Origin of the sequence: Enterobacter sp. RHBSTW-01064 (assembly GCF_014103035.1) — a bacterium.
Lineage (GTDB): Bacteria > Pseudomonadota > Gammaproteobacteria > Enterobacterales > Enterobacteriaceae > Enterobacter > Enterobacter mori.
Window position 1 is genome coordinate 124,611 of the sequence record NZ_JABXOU010000007.1, and the last position, 14,801, is coordinate 139,411.

The 14,801-nt window shown below is 57.8% G+C and carries 10 protein-coding genes; 8 read left to right on the top strand and 2 right to left on the bottom strand.

Annotated features, from left to right (window positions below; all coding sequences use genetic code 11):
* Positions 1–8: 8 nt before the first annotated feature.
* The 6 genes from phoR (at position 9) to HV355_RS19515 (ending at position 10,974) form a co-directional block, all read left to right on the top strand.
* Complete coding sequence (gene phoR, locus HV355_RS19490; RefSeq protein WP_089599259.1) at positions 9–1,304, top strand: phosphate regulon sensor histidine kinase PhoR; 1,296 nt, start codon at positions 9–11, stop codon at positions 1,302–1,304.
* Positions 1,305–1,713: 409 nt separating this feature from the next.
* Positions 1,714–3,033, top strand: coding sequence for a branched-chain amino acid transporter carrier protein BrnQ (brnQ, locus tag HV355_RS19495; protein WP_010428030.1), 1,320 nt, complete (start codon positions 1,714–1,716; stop codon positions 3,031–3,033).
* 81 nt (positions 3,034–3,114) lie between these two features.
* Positions 3,115–4,488 (top strand): proline-specific permease ProY, encoded by a 1,374-nt coding sequence (gene proY / locus HV355_RS19500; RefSeq protein ID WP_089599260.1) that lies wholly within the window; start codon positions 3,115–3,117, stop codon positions 4,486–4,488.
* A 576-nt stretch (positions 4,489–5,064) separates the two neighbouring features.
* Positions 5,065–6,882, top strand: a complete 1,818-nt coding sequence (gene malZ, locus HV355_RS19505) for a maltodextrin glucosidase (RefSeq protein ID WP_182403100.1) — start codon at positions 5,065–5,067, stop codon at positions 6,880–6,882.
* Positions 6,883–6,970: 88 nt separating this feature from the next.
* Positions 6,971–9,592, top strand: a complete 2,622-nt coding sequence (locus tag HV355_RS19510) for a DUF2339 domain-containing protein (RefSeq protein ID WP_182403102.1) — start codon at positions 6,971–6,973, stop codon at positions 9,590–9,592.
* On the top strand, positions 9,589–10,974 hold the full coding sequence (locus tag HV355_RS19515; protein ID WP_182403104.1) for a DUF3999 family protein: 1,386 nt from the start codon (positions 9,589–9,591) through the stop codon (positions 10,972–10,974). Before HV355_RS19510 ends, HV355_RS19515 begins: the two co-directional genes overlap by 4 nt.
* A gap of 43 nt (positions 10,975–11,017) precedes the next feature.
* Here the strand turns inward: HV355_RS19515 and HV355_RS19520 are convergent, their stop codons facing one another.
* Together HV355_RS19520 and acpH are read right to left on the bottom strand one after the other, a co-directional pair.
* Complete coding sequence (locus HV355_RS19520) at positions 11,018–11,620, bottom strand: peroxiredoxin C (protein ID WP_010428037.1); 603 nt, start codon at positions 11,618–11,620, stop codon at positions 11,018–11,020.
* A 251-nt stretch (positions 11,621–11,871) separates the two neighbouring features.
* Positions 11,872–12,453, bottom strand: coding sequence for an ACP phosphodiesterase (acpH, locus tag HV355_RS19525; RefSeq protein ID WP_182403106.1), 582 nt, complete (start codon positions 12,451–12,453; stop codon positions 11,872–11,874).
* 92 nt (positions 12,454–12,545) lie between these two features.
* On the opposite strand from acpH, the gene queA reads away from it, so the two are divergent.
* A complete protein-coding gene (gene queA, locus HV355_RS19530; RefSeq protein WP_089599265.1) occupies positions 12,546–13,616 on the top strand; it encodes a tRNA preQ1(34) S-adenosylmethionine ribosyltransferase-isomerase QueA in 1,071 nt (356 codons plus the stop codon).
* Between the two features lie 55 nt (positions 13,617–13,671).
* The gene (gene tgt, locus HV355_RS19535; protein ID WP_089599266.1) at positions 13,672–14,799 is read left to right on the top strand and encodes a tRNA guanosine(34) transglycosylase Tgt; all 1,128 of its coding nucleotides are present in this window, start codon (positions 13,672–13,674) and stop codon (positions 14,797–14,799) included.
* The last annotated feature ends 2 nt before the right edge of the window (positions 14,800–14,801 follow it).

The window sequence follows — 14,801 nt, forward strand, 5'->3', positions numbered from 1 at the left end:
TGTGACGCGTGCTGGAACGTCTGTCATGGAAAAGGCTCGTCTTTGAACTGATCTTATGCTGTATTCCGGCCTTCATTCTGGGGGCCATCGTTGGGCATCTGCCGTGGTTTTTGCTGGCGGCAGTGACCGGGTTATTAGTCTGGCATTTCTGGAACTTACTGCGCCTCTCCTGGTGGCTGTGGGTGGACAGAAGCATGACCCCTCCGCCGGGAAGCGGCAGCTGGGAACCGCTGCTGTATGGCCTGCACCAGATGCAGATGCGTAATAAAAAACGTCGTCGCGAGCTGGGAAGCTTAATCAAACGCTTTCGCAGCGGCGCAGAGTCGCTGCCGGATGCCGTCATTCTGACCACTGAAGAAGGTACGATTTTCTGGTGTAACGGTCTGGCGCAACAGCTTCTGGGCCTGCGCTGGCCGGACGATAATGGGCAAAATATTCTTAACCTGCTGCGTTATCCGGAGTTCACGCTGTATCTGAAAAAGCGTGATTTTACGGGGCCGCACAATCTGAGGCTCAATAACGGGCGTCATCTGGAAATCCGCGTGATGCCTTACAGCGATCGGCAGTGGCTGATGGTGGCGCGGGATGTCACCCAGATGCACCAGTTGGAAGGGGCGAGACGCAACTTCTTCGCGAACGTGAGCCACGAATTACGCACCCCGTTGACCGTGCTTCAGGGCTACCTGGAGATGATGCAGGAGCAAACGCTCGAAGGTGCGCCGCGTGAAAAAGCGCTGCACACCATGCGCGAGCAAACGCACCGTATGGAAGGCCTGGTCAAGCAGCTGCTGACGCTCTCGAAGATTGAAGCCGCACCTTCACTGGCACTGAATGACACCATCGATGTGCCGATGATGCTGCGGGTGGTGGAGCGGGAAGCGCAAACGTTAAGCCATAAAAAACATCAAATTAGCTTTGAGGTCGACAGCACCCTGAAGGTGCTCGGCAGTGAAGATGAACTGCGCAGCGCCATCTCCAACCTGGTGTATAACGCGGTGAATCATACGCCGGAAGGGACCCATATCGTGGTGCGCTGGCAGCGTGTTACCGCGGGCGCTGAGTTTAGCGTTGAGGACAACGGGCCGGGGATTGCCCCTGAGCACATACCGCGTCTGACCGAGCGATTCTACCGTGTGGATAAGGCGCGCTCGCGGCAGACCGGGGGAAGCGGCCTGGGGCTGGCGATTGTGAAACACGCGGTGAATCATCATGAAAGCCGTCTTGATATTCAGAGTACGCTGGGTAAAGGAACCCGCTTCAGCTTTGTTATTCCGGAACGATTAATTGCCAAAAAGATCGCCTGACGGCAGGCGTGTCATTTTACCTTTCCACGGGCCAGCATTTGCTGGCCCGTTTGCTTTGCAGTCAAGCGAAACGCGTGTGAATATTATACGGTTGATGCTTTTTTGTTCGCATGATTAGCCATGGGTTTTTCTTATAATTAGTGCATTGTGCTGGTCTGTTTTTTCATACTGGCATATTGTTCTGGTTTTACGATCCCTCCTTGCCTTTAAACGTTATAAGCGTTTAAATTGCCCCCCAGATACTGTCAGACCGACTGTATTTGCGTGGTAAATCGAAAAACTATTCTTCTCCACGCCAGGACGGGAGCATTTCCCGCTGAAATTGAGCAAATTTTCCGCTGTATCGTCCCGTCAGGGATGGCGAAAATCTCAACGTTTTCAACACCACATCCACAGGCAGTAAGGTTTTATGACCCATCACTTAAAATCGCGTGACATCATCGCGCTGGGCTTTATGACATTTGCGCTGTTCGTTGGCGCAGGTAACATCATTTTCCCTCCAATGGTTGGCTTACAGGCGGGTGAACACGTCTGGACAGCTGCGTTTGGTTTCCTGATTACTGCCGTGGGTCTACCGGTCCTCACCGTTGTCGCGCTGGCGAAAGTCGGTGGCGGCGTGGACAGCCTCAGCACCCCGATTGGCAAAGTGGCTGGCGTTCTGCTGGCGACCGTCTGCTATCTGGCCGTTGGTCCGCTGTTTGCGACCCCGCGTACGGCGACCGTTTCCTTTGAAGTGGGGATTGCTCCGCTGACGGGTGACGGCGCGATGCCGCTGTTTATCTACAGCCTGATCTACTTCGCGATTGTGATTCTGGTTTCCCTCTATCCGGGCAAATTGCTGGATACCGTGGGTAACTTCCTGGCGCCGCTGAAAATTGTGGCCCTGATCGTGCTCGCGGTAGCCGCTATCGTCTGGCCTGCAGGCCCGATTAGCGACGCGATGGACGCCTATAAAAATGCTGCGTTCTCCAACGGCTTTGTGAACGGCTATCTGACGATGGATACGCTGGGCGCGATGGTGTTTGGTATCGTTATCGTCAATGCCGCGCGTTCCCGCGGCGTGACTGAAGCGCGCCTGCTGACTCGCTATACCATCTGGGCTGGCCTGATGGCCGGTGTGGGTCTGACGCTGCTGTATCTGGCACTGTTCCGCCTGGGTTCCGACAGCGCCATGCTGGTCGATCAGAACGCCAACGGTGCAGCTATCCTGCACGCTTACGTTCAGCACACCTTCGGTGGTGCGGGCAGCATGCTGCTGGCGGCGCTTATCTTCCTGGCGTGTCTGGTAACCGCAGTGGGCCTGACCTGCGCCTGCGCAGAGTTCTTCGCACAGTATCTGCCGCTCTCTTATCGCACCCTGGTGTTTATCCTCGGCATCTTCTCTATGGCGGTGTCCAACCTCGGTCTGAGCCACCTGATTCAGGTCTCGATTCCGGTACTGACGGCGATTTATCCGCCGTGTATCGTGCTGGTGGTGCTGAGCTTTACTCGCCCGTGGTGGAACAACTCGTCGCGAATTATTGCGCCAGCCATGTTTATCAGCCTGATTTTTGGTATCCTTGACGGGATTAAAGCATCAGCTTTCGCAGACATTCTGCCTGCGTGGACACAGCGTCTGCCGCTGTCTGAGCAAGGCCTGGCCTGGCTGATGCCTACCGTTGTTGCACTGGTTCTGGCGATTATCTGGGACCGTGCTGCAGGGCGTCAGGTCGCATCGAACGCCCATTAATCAACGGCAACAAACTGTTTAACCACGGGGCTTAAGGCCCCGTGGTTTTTTGTTTTTTTCGTGTTGAATGGCAAGATTTAAATGGAAAGCACTAACAAACTTAAACGTGGATTGAGCACGCGCCACATCCGCTTTATGGCGCTGGGCTCGGCTATCGGCACCGGTCTTTTTTATGGCTCGGCAGATGCCATCAAAATGGCCGGTCCCAGCGTTCTGCTGGCGTACATCATCGGCGGCGTGGCGGCCTATATCATCATGCGCGCGCTGGGTGAGATGTCGGTTCACAACCCGTCTGCCAGCTCCTTCTCGCGCTACGCGCAGGAAAACTTAGGCCCGCTGGCCGGGTTTATCACCGGCTGGACCTACTGCTTTGAAATCCTGATTGTGGCGATTGCCGACGTGACCGCGTTTGGCATTTATATGGGCGTCTGGTTCCCGGCGGTGCCACACTGGATATGGGTGCTGAGCGTGGTGCTGATTATCTGCGCCGTCAACCTGATGAGCGTGAAGGTGTTTGGTGAGCTGGAGTTCTGGTTCTCCTTCTTTAAAGTCGCGACCATTATCATCATGATCCTCGCCGGTTTCGGCATCATCATCTGGGGTATTGGTAACGGCGGCCAGCCGACCGGTATCCATAACCTGTGGAGCAACGGCGGCTTCTTCAGTAACGGCTGGCTCGGCATGGTGATGTCGCTCCAAATGGTCATGTTTGCCTACGGCGGTATCGAGATTATCGGTATTACCGCTGGTGAAGCGAAAGACCCGGAGAAATCCATTCCGCGCGCCATTAACTCGGTGCCGATGCGTATTCTGGTGTTCTATGTGGGTACGCTGTTCGTGATCATGTCCATCTACCCGTGGAACCAGGTGGGCACCAACGGCAGCCCGTTTGTTCTGACCTTCCAGCACATGGGCATCGCCTTTGCCGCCAGCATTCTCAACTTTGTGGTGCTGACCGCGTCGCTTTCCGCGATCAACAGCGACGTCTTTGGCGTGGGCCGTATGCTGCACGGCATGGCGGAGCAGGGCAGCGCGCCGAAGGTGTTCGCCAAAACCTCACGCCGCGGCACGCCGTGGGTGACCGTCGTGGTCATGACCGTGGCGCTGCTGTTCTCGGTTTACCTGAACTACATCATGCCGGAAAACGTCTTCCTGGTGATTGCATCGCTGGCGACTTTCGCGACGGTGTGGGTGTGGATCATGATCCTGCTGTCGCAGATTGCGTTCCGCCGCCGCCTGTCGCCGGATGAGGCGAAAGCGCTGAAGTTCAAAGTACCGGGCGGGGTGGCAACCACCGTCGTTGGGCTGATCTTCCTGGTGTTTATCATTGGCCTGATTGGCTACCACCCGGACACCCGTATTTCCCTGTACGTGGGCTTCGCGTGGATTGTTCTGCTGCTGGTGGGCTGGATGTTCAAATGCCGCCGCGATCGTCAGCTGGCGGAAGCACAGTAACATTCTTTTCCCCTCTCCCTGTGGGGTGAGGAATCCCCCCAAAATGATATTTGCACCGACGACCCCCTCTCCCTTGAGGGAGAGGGCTGGGGTGAGGGGGGAACATACGGCTGTGGTGGTTATTCCGTTCACTTTATATTCCTTGCTACTCTGCAACGACATGACCGGTGAACGTGCCAGGGTGGCTCAATCGCCACCACCCTGGCGACCCGGGCTCCCGGCGGTAAATCGCCGCTTCGCGGTGCCCTCAGCTTATTCCTTCAGGCTATCGGGTCGGGCATGAGCCTGCATCCCTGCAGGCCACGCCCTCTCGGCGCATCCCTGCGCCTCGCCCCAGCCTTACGGAAACGCTTCGGCGATTTACAGCCGGACCAGGGCGTCGCTGTAAGTCATTAATTTTGCTGAAGCAACGTTTATCGCTTCAAGTAAAAAAATGACTGGGGATTCCTCAGCCTTGTGGGGGAGGAAATTTTACCTCCTCCCCCGTCCTCCTCCCCCCAATAAATCACGTCATGGTGAGCTATCCTTAACCACCCTGTGGCAAGGTGACGTCAATTTCATCAAAGGGGATTCGTGATGTTAAATGCCTGGCACCTTCCGGTTGCCCCATTTGTTAAGCAAAACAAAGACAACCTTGTGATTACGCTCTGGCTGGCGGGGGAAAATCAGCCTGAACGGGTGACACTCCGCGCTGAAATAGATAACGAAGAGACCGGGCTGAAAATGCACAAGCTGCGCAGCCAGCCGCAGCCGGGGATCACGGCGTGGCGGGCGAATATCGACCTGAATAGCGGACAGCCGCGTCGCCGTTACAGCTTCAAACTGCTGTGGAATAACCGCCAGCTGTGGTTTACCCCGCAGGGGTTTAGCCGTTTCCCGCCCGCACGGCTGGAGCAGTTCGCGGTCGATTATCCGGATAACGGCCCGCAGTGGGTTAACGATCAGGTCTTTTACCAGATTTTCCCGGACCGCTTTGCGCGCAGCGAAAAGCGCACCGCACAGCAGGATAAGGTTTATTACCACCACGCGGCGGGTCACGACGTCATTATGAAAGCGTGGGATGACCCGGTGACGGCGCAGGCTGGCGGCTCGACCTTTTACGGCGGCGATCTCGACGGCATCAGCGAAAAACTGCCGTACCTGAAAAAGCTTGGCGTGACGGCGCTGTATCTCAACCCCGTATTTAAAGCCCCGAGCGTGCACAAATACGATACCGAAGATTATCGCCACGTTGACGCGCAGTTTGGCGGTGACGAGGCGCTGCTGCGCCTGCGCAAGAACACCCAAAACGAAGGCATGCGCCTGATCCTGGACGGCGTGTTCAACCACAGCGGAGATTCGCACGCCTGGTTTGACCGTCATAATCAGTCGATGGGCGGGGCATGTCATAACCCGGACTCGCCGCAGCGCGACTGGTACAGCTTTAACGAGGAGGGCCGCGCGCTGGACTGGCTGGGTTACGCCAGCCTGCCGAAGCTGGATTTCCAGTCGCCAACGCTCGTGAATGAAATTTACGGCGGCGAAGACAGCATCGTCCGCCACTGGTTGAAAGCGCCGTGGAACATGGATGGCTGGCGTCTGGACGTGGTGCATATGCTCGGTGAAGCGGGCGGGGCGCGGAACAACCTTCAGCACGTCGCCGGGATCACGTGCTCGGCAAAAGCGGCCCAGCCTGAAGCGTTTGTCTTCGGCGAGCACTTTGGCGACGCGCGCCAGTGGCTGCAGAACGATGCGGAAGATGCGGCGATGAACTATCGCGGCTTTACCTTCCCGCTGTGGGGATTCCTCGCTAACACCGATATCTCCTACGATCCGAACCATATCGACGCTGAAACCTGCATGGCGTGGATGGAGAACTATCGCGCCGGTCTGTCTCATCAGCAGCAGCTGCGGATGTTTAACCAGCTCGATAGCCACGACACCGCACGCTTTAAATCCCTGCTCGGCAAGGATGTGGCGCGTCTGCCGCTGGCGGTGACCTGGCTCTTCACCTGGCCTGGGGTGCCGTGTATTTATTACGGAGACGAAGTGGGGCTGGACGGCAACAACGATCCGTTCTGCCGCAAAACCTTCCCGTGGGAGCCGGCGAAACAGGACAAGGTGCTGTTCAGCCTGTATCAGCGGCTGGCGAAGCTGCGTAAACAGAATCAGGCTCTGCGCTACGGCGGCTGTCAGGTGGTCTATGCGCACGATAACGTGGTGGTGTTTGCCCGCGTCTATAACCAGCAACGCGTGCTGATCGCCATCAACCGGGGAGAGGCCTGCGAAGTGGTGCTGGATGATTCACCGCTGCTGAAGGTAGCGACGTGGAAAATTAAAGAGGGCAAGGCGACGATACAGGACGGCGTGCTGGCGCTGCCTGCGGTATCCGCGACCATCTGGTTCGGCAGCTAAGACCTGTTAATGTTTCCACCTTTTAAGATGGCGCAAATGCAACTATTTGTGTCAATCTTAACGGATCGTTTACGGTGAAGGTGGAAACATGGACGAGCTTTACATCCTTGGCTGTTTGTTCCTGGTTTTTGCGCTGGGCGTTGCGCCGGTGCTTGCGGTTATCGGCTTTAACCGAAGCACGGCGGCGAAACAGGAGATCGCCCGGCTACGCCAGCGCATTGAGGCGTTAGAACAGCGCGGCGTGCCTGAAAGCGCGCCGGAGCCGGTGCCGGTGCAAGCCACCGCACAGGTGGCTGTGACCGCGCCGGTGGTTGAGGACGCTCCCACGCCTGTCGACCCCTGGCGCCCCGATACTCCCACTGCCGTGGCAAAACTCGCTCCGGCCCCGGCGCCTGCGGCAAAACAGCCTTCTGCCTTTGGCGGCATACTGACGTCGCTGGTGCGCTGGTTCATGCAGGGTAATCCGCTGGCGAAGCTTGGGATCCTGCTGCTCTTCCTTGGTCTTTCATTCCTGCTGCGCTATACCGTTGAACATTCCCTGTTCCCGCTTGAGCTGCGCCTCGTGGCAATGGCGCTGTTTGCCATCGTTCTGCTGGCGGTTGGGTGGCGGCTGCGGCACAAGCAGCGTGTCTATGCGCTGATCCTCCAGGGCGGGGCGACCGGCGTGCTCTACCTGACGGTGTTTGGCGCATTCCGGCTCTGGCAAATGCTGCCGATGACGCTGGCCTTTGCGCTTCTGGTGGTGATATGCGCGGCGAGCGTCGGGCTGGCGGTGCTGCAGAAGGCGCTGAGCCTCGCCATGCTGGCGAGCCTTGGCGGGTATCTTGCGCCGCTGCTGCTGTCCACCGGGGGCGGTAGCTTTGTGGCGCTGTTCTCTTTCTATCTTCTGCTTTCTATCGGCATTCTCGTTATCAGCATATGGCAGCACTGGCGCGAGCTGAATCTGCTCGGGTTGCTGTTTACGTTCGGCGTGGGCGGCCTGTGGGGGCTGAATGACTACCAGCCTGAAAACTACTGGGTCTGCCAGCTGTTCCTGATTGCCAATACGCTGATATTCGGCGTCCTGAGCGTGGCGCTGTCGCTGCGGGCGCAGGAGAAAGGGAAGCAAATTATTGACGGCGTGCTGCTGTTTGCCCCGCCGCTGATCGGTTTCGGAATGCAGTACGGCATGACCCGGCACTGGGAATATGGTCCGGCCCTGAGCGCGCTGGGATACGGCGCATTTTATCTTACCCTCGCGTTCCTTGCGCTGCGGCGCTATCCCTCTATCGGACGACCGCTGGTCATGGCGGCGCTGGCCATCGGCGGCGGGTTCGCGACGCTCGCCATTCCGCTGGCGCTGTCGGCGCGATGGACGGCGATGGCTTGGGCGCTGGAAGGGCTGGGTATCCTCTGGCTGGGCGTGCAGCAGCATCAGCGTCGCATGAGCTATAGCGGGACGGCGCTGCTGGTGCTGGCGCTCGGCAGCGCGCTGTGGGCGCAAACGAACGGCGTTTCGTCGCTGAGCCTGCTGCTGATCTTCACCATCCTCAGCCTTTGCTGGCTGGCTGCGGCCTGGCTGTGGCGGACTCTCTTTATGCCGGTCAGCTGGGCGCTGCTGGCCGGTGGGCTGCTGTTCTGGCTCGTGGCGCTCCTGGGCGCATCGGGGCTGGTGATGACGCAGGAATTACCGATTCTGGCGGGCGTGCTGGCGCTGACGGCGGCGTCGGTCTGGGGCTGGCGGCAGGTGGCTGCGCGTTTAGCGTGGCGGGAGCTGGATGCCAGCAAATGGCTGCTGTGGCCGGTTATGCTGCTGATGGTGGGGAATCAACTCTGGCACCAGCAGATCGTTGCCGCCGGCTGGTCGAATCTCGCCTGGTGCGTTGCGCTTCCTGCCGCACTGATGCTGCTGCGGCGCGACGGTAAAAGGCTCCTGCCGCGCATCGCGATGGGGCTGCATCTGTCGCTGTTCTGGATGATTTTACTGGCGCTGGCCGCTGAGCTTTTCTGGTTTGCCCGGTCGTTGCCGTGGGGCATGGCTGCCTGGGGCAGCGGATTAGCGATGGCTGCAGGCGGCGGGGTGATTATGGGGCTCTCTGCAGCCGTAAGGCGCCGCGGGTGGCCGTTCCGGGAGTGGCCTGCACTCTATGCCTGCCTTGCACCGATCCCCGTGGTCGTGGCGCTGCTGGTATTGCTGGTGGTGACCAATTTCCAGGACGGCGTGGTCTATCGTCAGACCTGGCTGCCGCTAGTAAACCCGCTTGAGGAAGGCGCGGCGTTCGCGTTGCTGGGGCTGGTGGTCTTTTATCGGGCTGTGGATCGCTACTACCCGGCGTGGCTCTCGCAGGCCCGCCCGTGGCCCGCCGTCGCGATGATGGCGTTTGGCTTCTGGTGGCTGAACGGTGCGCTGATGCGCGCGCTGGCCTGGTACGGTGATGTGGCCTGGAATATGGCATCGCTGTGGGATTCGCGGCTTATCCAGACCAGTTTTGCCCTGTTCTGGATGCTGAGCGCGCTGGTGGTCATGATCCATGCCACCCGTCGGGCTTCCCGGCAGGAGTGGCTTAGCGGTGCCGCGCTGCTGGGTGTGGTAATGGTTAAACTGATGCTGGTGGACAGCGCGGGCGGAGGCGGTTTGTCGCGTGCGGTGGCGTTTATCGGCGTGGCGATACTGGTTCTGATCGTGGGGTATTTCTCACCGCTACCGCCCAAAACAGGAGATGAAAAATGAAATGGATGAAAGCGGTAGCCTGTACCGCGCTGCTGGCGCTTTCCGGCCCGGCGTTCTGCGACGAGGGACAAACGGAAGCGCCCCAGGACTATGCCTTTGGTCTTTCACTCGATACATCTGTTCCTTCCCGGTGGTATCAGGTGATGCTGCCGCTGGCCGTCTATGAGCAAAGCACGTCGCCGGATCTGCACGATGTCCGCGTCTTTAATCAGTCGGGCGAGCCGGTTCCCTTCAGCCTGGTCACCGCGACGCGTCCACAGGCGCCTGTGCAATCTACGGCGCTGCGCCTCTTTCCCCTGGACGCCTCGCCGCTTGCGCCTGCGCGAGACGGTGGTGATAGCGATAAGATCCTGCTTCGTTCCGGAAGCGGCGTTGAGATTGTGCTGGAGGGGCAAAAAGCCGCCGCAGCCGGGCAACATTATCTGCTGACCCTGCCGGAGCAGGCGACGGGCGAGATAAGCCTGTCTCAGCTGCAGCTGCTCTGGAATTCCCCTCACACGCCGTGGCAGGGAACGGCGTCGGTCTATTACAGCGAGGATCTGAAGCGCTGGTATACCCTGCGCGAGGATATGCCCTTGCTGGACGTCGTCAGCGGCCAGGATCGTCTTAAGCTCGATCGGATCGATACCGATACAGTTTTATCTCCCGATGCGAATCGCTATCTCATGGTGGTGCTGAACGCGCAGAGCCAGGGGATAACCCTGACCGGCGTAAACGCAATTAGCGCACCTGCTCAGGCGGTCCCGGAAGCGGTCAATCTTGAGGGGGAAGGGAAGATGTTATCGACAAGTGAAGCGCAGTGGCACTGGGTGCGCCCGCAGCCGCTGAGTGCTGTCAGCATCTCACTGAATGGCGATGGCGTCCTTCCCGTGGAGATAGCGTGGCGGAGTTCGGAAAAAGACACGTGGCACCCCCTGAAGAAAGAGGTCCTGTACCGTCTGGAGGGGAAAGCGTCGCCACCGGTTTCGCTTCACGGGGGGCTTGTGCAGGCAGTGAAAATCACGACGCTGAACGCGCGTCTGCCAGAATACCTGCCGAGCGTGACGGGACATCGCGACCGCTACGATCTGGTGTTCAACGCGCAGGGGAAAGCGCCGTACGTGCTCGCCTGGGGCAACGGCGCCGCAAAACCTGCCAGCGTGGAGCCCGGCATGCTGATCCCAGCCGACCTCCGCAAGACCTATGATATGGCGAACCTGCCGCAGGCCGACATTCGTGATGATGTCGCGTTAGGCGGCGAGGAGCGTCTGACCGCCACCTCTGCGGCCGAGCGGGAGAGCAGGATGAACACGCTGCTGGTATGGGGCGTGCTGATTGCAGGGGTGATTCTGCTGGCGGGCATGGCCTGGCGCATCTGGCGAGAGACGCAGCGTAAGGCATAAAAAAAGGCCCGCATAAGCGGGCCTTTTTCGTAAACCGTGCCGATTACAGGCTGGATACGTTCTCGGACAGGTATTTAGCCACGCCGTCTGGAGACGCGTTCATACCTTCTTTTCCTTTTTCCCACTGAGCCGGGCACACTTCACCGTGCTCTTCGTGGAACTGCAGCGCGTCAACCATACGCAGCATTTCGTCGATGTTACGACCCAGCGGCAGATCGTTCACAACCTGGTGACGAACGATGCCGTTTGCGTCGATCAGGAAAGAACCACGCAGGGCAACGCCAGCGTCCGGATGTTCGATACCGTAAGCCTGCTGGATTTCGCGTTTGATGTCCGCAACCATTGCGTATTTCACCGCACCGATGCCGCCATTTTCGACAGGGGTGTTACGCCATGCGTTGTGTACAAATTCAGAGTCGAAGGAGACGCCAACCACTTCCACGCCACGCTTCTGGAATTCTTCATAACGTTTGTCGAACGCGATCAGCTCAGACGGGCAAACGAAAGTGAAGTCCATTGGCCAGAAGAACAGAACGGTCGCTTTACCGTTGGTGTGCTGTTTGAAGTTGAAGTTTTCAACGATTTCACCGTTGCCAAGAACTGCTGCAGCTGTAAAATCCGGAGCCGGACGAGTTACCAGAACCATATGATTCTCCTGTAGATACTAAGGTTATTTGGAACGCAACGCGGGCCAGTATAGAGAGTGTTCGGGAATAAGACAAAGAGGTGGTGACAATCGTTCCGCCAGCTTTTACCTATCAATGTCATTTTTATACACAAAATCATTCAAGTTGCATCAAGGCGGCAAGTCTGGGAATCCCCGGGAGCTTACTTAAGTAAGTGACTGGGGTGAGCAGACGTAGCCAACGCAGAGGCTGCTTGAAGGATGAAGTGTATTTACAGCTGTTTGTTTTTCGCCTGCACCATCATACGCGGGTAGAACTGCCAGAAGCGGGTTTCCAGCGCATCGTAATGTTCATCCAGGTCATACCAGGAGTCGCGCAGCGCATCCAGACGCGGGCGGCGGCTCGCCATCCCGTTCAGCACGTTCTGGATGAAATCCATCTCGCCGTAGCGCTCCAGCCAGCGTTCCGACCACAGGTAGTTATTCAGATTCACAAATCGCGGCGGTGAGTCCGGTAAAATAATCGACACCTGCTGATGGGCATAGCGCACAAATTCGGGCAGCGGCATCTTCGGCGACAGCTGTTCCCAGTGGCGCGACAGGAAGTGATCCCACATCACATCAAGCGTGATCGGCGCAACGCGGCGGGTTTCAGGGCGAAACCACGCTTTGGCTTCCGTCACTTCCGGCAGGTTATCGGTCAGCACGTCGATGCGGCGGTGCATAAAAATCCCGTCGACAACCTCAGGGGAATACGCTTCTGCGGGGTTGCCGCGTACAAAATCGGCCAGCAAATTGCCGGAAAGGGAGCTGTCAGCGAGGTGTGCGAGATGCAGGTGAGCGAGAAAATTCATGCGTTTTATTTGTCCGGGGGCGGCTAGTTGTTGCAGCAAAAGGGTGTGAGCACTAGACTATGCCGCCTGTTTTTAAGTCACGAGTATACGTCATGCGCGTCGCCGATTTCTCCTTTGAACTACCTGAATCCCTGATTGCTCACTATCCCATGCCTGAGCGAAGCAGTTGTCGCTTACTGTCACTGGATGGGCCAACGGGCGAGCTGACGCACGGTACTTTCACCGATTTGCTCGACAAGCTCAACCCTGGCGATCTGCTGGTCTTTAACAACACCCGCGTGATCCCGGCGCGCCTGTTTGGCCGTAAAGCCAGCGGCGGCAAGATTGAAGTGCTGGTCGAACGTATGCTCGATGATAAACGTATTCTGGCACATATTCGCGCCTCCAAAGCGCCGAAGCCGGGTGCTGAACTGCTGCTGGGCGATGACGAGAGCATCAAAGCGACCATGACCGCGCGTCACGACGCGCTGTTTGAGGTGGCGTTTGACGACGAGCGCACGGTGCTCGATATCCTGAACGCCATCGGCCATATGCCGCTGCCGCCGTACATTGAGCGTCCGGACGAAGAGGCCGACCGCGAGCTGTATCAGACCGTCTACAGCCAGAAGCCGGGTGCCGTAGCCGCACCAACCGCTGGCCTGCACTTTGATGAGCCGCTGCTGGAGAAACTGCGCGCGAAGGGCGTAGAGATGGCGTTCGTGACGCTGCACGTTGGTGCGGGCACCTTCCAGCCGGTGCGCGTGGACAGCATTGAAGACCACATCATGCACTCTGAATACGCCGAAGTACCGCAAGAGGTTGTGGATGCGGTGCTGGCGGCGAAAGGCCGCGGTAGCCGCGTGATTGCTGTGGGCACAACTTCCGTGCGTTCGCTTGAGAGCGCCGCGCAGGCCGCCAAAAGCGATCTTATCGAGCCGTTCTTTGGCGATACGCAGATCTTTATCTACCCGGGCTATCAGTACAAAGTCATTGATGCACTGGTGACCAACTTCCATCTGCCTGAATCGACGCTGATTATGCTGGTTTCCGCGTTTGCCGGTTATCAGCATACGATGAACGCCTACAAGTCTGCGGTAGAACAAAAATATCGCTTTTTTAGCTACGGGGACGCGATGTTTATCACGTACAATCCGCTGGCTTTGAATGAGCGTGTCGGGGAATAAGTCCGCGGCACCAGAATAATGTGTTGGACTGTTTTTCTGGCACAGAGGAATAAAAATGAAATTTGAACTCGATACCACCGATGGCCGCGCGCGTCGCGGTCGCCTGGTGTTTGATCGCGGCGTGGTGGAAACCCCCGCGTTTATGCCTGTGGGCACGTACGGCACCGTAAAAGGGATGACGCCAGAAGAAGTTGAAGCCACTGGCGCACAGATTATCCTCGGTAACACCTTCCACCTGTGGCTGCGTCCGGGTCAGGAGATCATGAAGCTCCACGGCGACCTGCATGACTTCATGCAGTGGAAAGGTCCTATCCTGACCGACTCCGGCGGCTTCCAGGTATTCAGCCTGGGCGATATCCGAAAGATCACCGAAAAGGGCGTTCACTTCCGAAACCCAATCAACGGCGATCCGATTTTCCTCGATCCCGAAAAATCGATGGAGATTCAGTACGATCTCGGCTCCGACATCGTAATGATCTTTGACGAATGTACGCCGTACCCGGCGGACTGGGACTACGCCAAGCGCTCCATGGAAATGTCCCTGCGCTGGGCGCAGCGCAGCCGCGACCGTTTTGACTCCTTACAGAACAAAAATGCGCTGTTCGGCATCATCCAGGGCAGCGTTTACGAAGATTTACGCGATATCTCCGTTAAAGGTCTGGTAGAGATAGGTTTTGATGGCTACGCTGTCGGCGGTTTGGCTGTGGGTGAGCCGAAGGAAGATATGCACCGCATTCTGGAGCATGTCTGCCCGCAAATCCCGGCGGATAAACCACGATACCTGATGGGAGTGGGTAAACCAGAAGACCTGGTTGAAGGCGTTCGTCGCGGCATTGATATGTTCGACTGCGTCATGCCAACCCGCAACGCGCGTAACGGTCATCTGTTCGTAACCGATGGCGTGGTGAAAATCCGTAACGCGAAGCATAAGAGTGACACCAGCCCGCTCGATTCCGAGTGCGATTGCTATACCTGTCGCAATTATTCTCGCGCGTATCTGCATCATCTCGATCGTTGTAACGAGATATTGGGCGCGCGTCTCAATACCATTCATAATCTTCGTTATTATCAGCGCTTAATGGCTGGTTTACGTAAGGCTATCGAAGAGGGTAAATTAGAGAGCTTCGTGACCGATTTCTACCAACGTCAGGGCCGGGATGTCCCACCTTTGAACGTTGATTAATT

Coding starts and splice junctions, on each gene's coding strand:
- brnQ (WP_010428030.1), top strand. CDS start 1,714: ATGACCCATCACTTAAAATCGCGTGACATCATCGCGCTGGGCTTTATG.
- proY (WP_089599260.1), top strand. CDS start 3,115: ATGGAAAGCACTAACAAACTTAAACGTGGATTGAGCACGCGCCACATC.
- malZ (WP_182403100.1), top strand. CDS start 5,065: ATGTTAAATGCCTGGCACCTTCCGGTTGCCCCATTTGTTAAGCAAAAC.
- HV355_RS19510 (WP_182403102.1), top strand. CDS start 6,971: ATGGACGAGCTTTACATCCTTGGCTGTTTGTTCCTGGTTTTTGCGCTG.
- HV355_RS19515 (WP_182403104.1), top strand. CDS start 9,589: ATGAAATGGATGAAAGCGGTAGCCTGTACCGCGCTGCTGGCGCTTTCC.
- HV355_RS19520 (WP_010428037.1), bottom strand. CDS start 11,620: ATGGTTCTGGTAACTCGTCCGGCTCCGGATTTTACAGCTGCAGCAGTT.
- acpH (WP_182403106.1), bottom strand. CDS start 12,453: ATGAATTTTCTCGCTCACCTGCATCTCGCACACCTCGCTGACAGCTCC.
- queA (WP_089599265.1), top strand. CDS start 12,546: ATGCGCGTCGCCGATTTCTCCTTTGAACTACCTGAATCCCTGATTGCT.
- tgt (WP_089599266.1), top strand. CDS start 13,672: ATGAAATTTGAACTCGATACCACCGATGGCCGCGCGCGTCGCGGTCGC.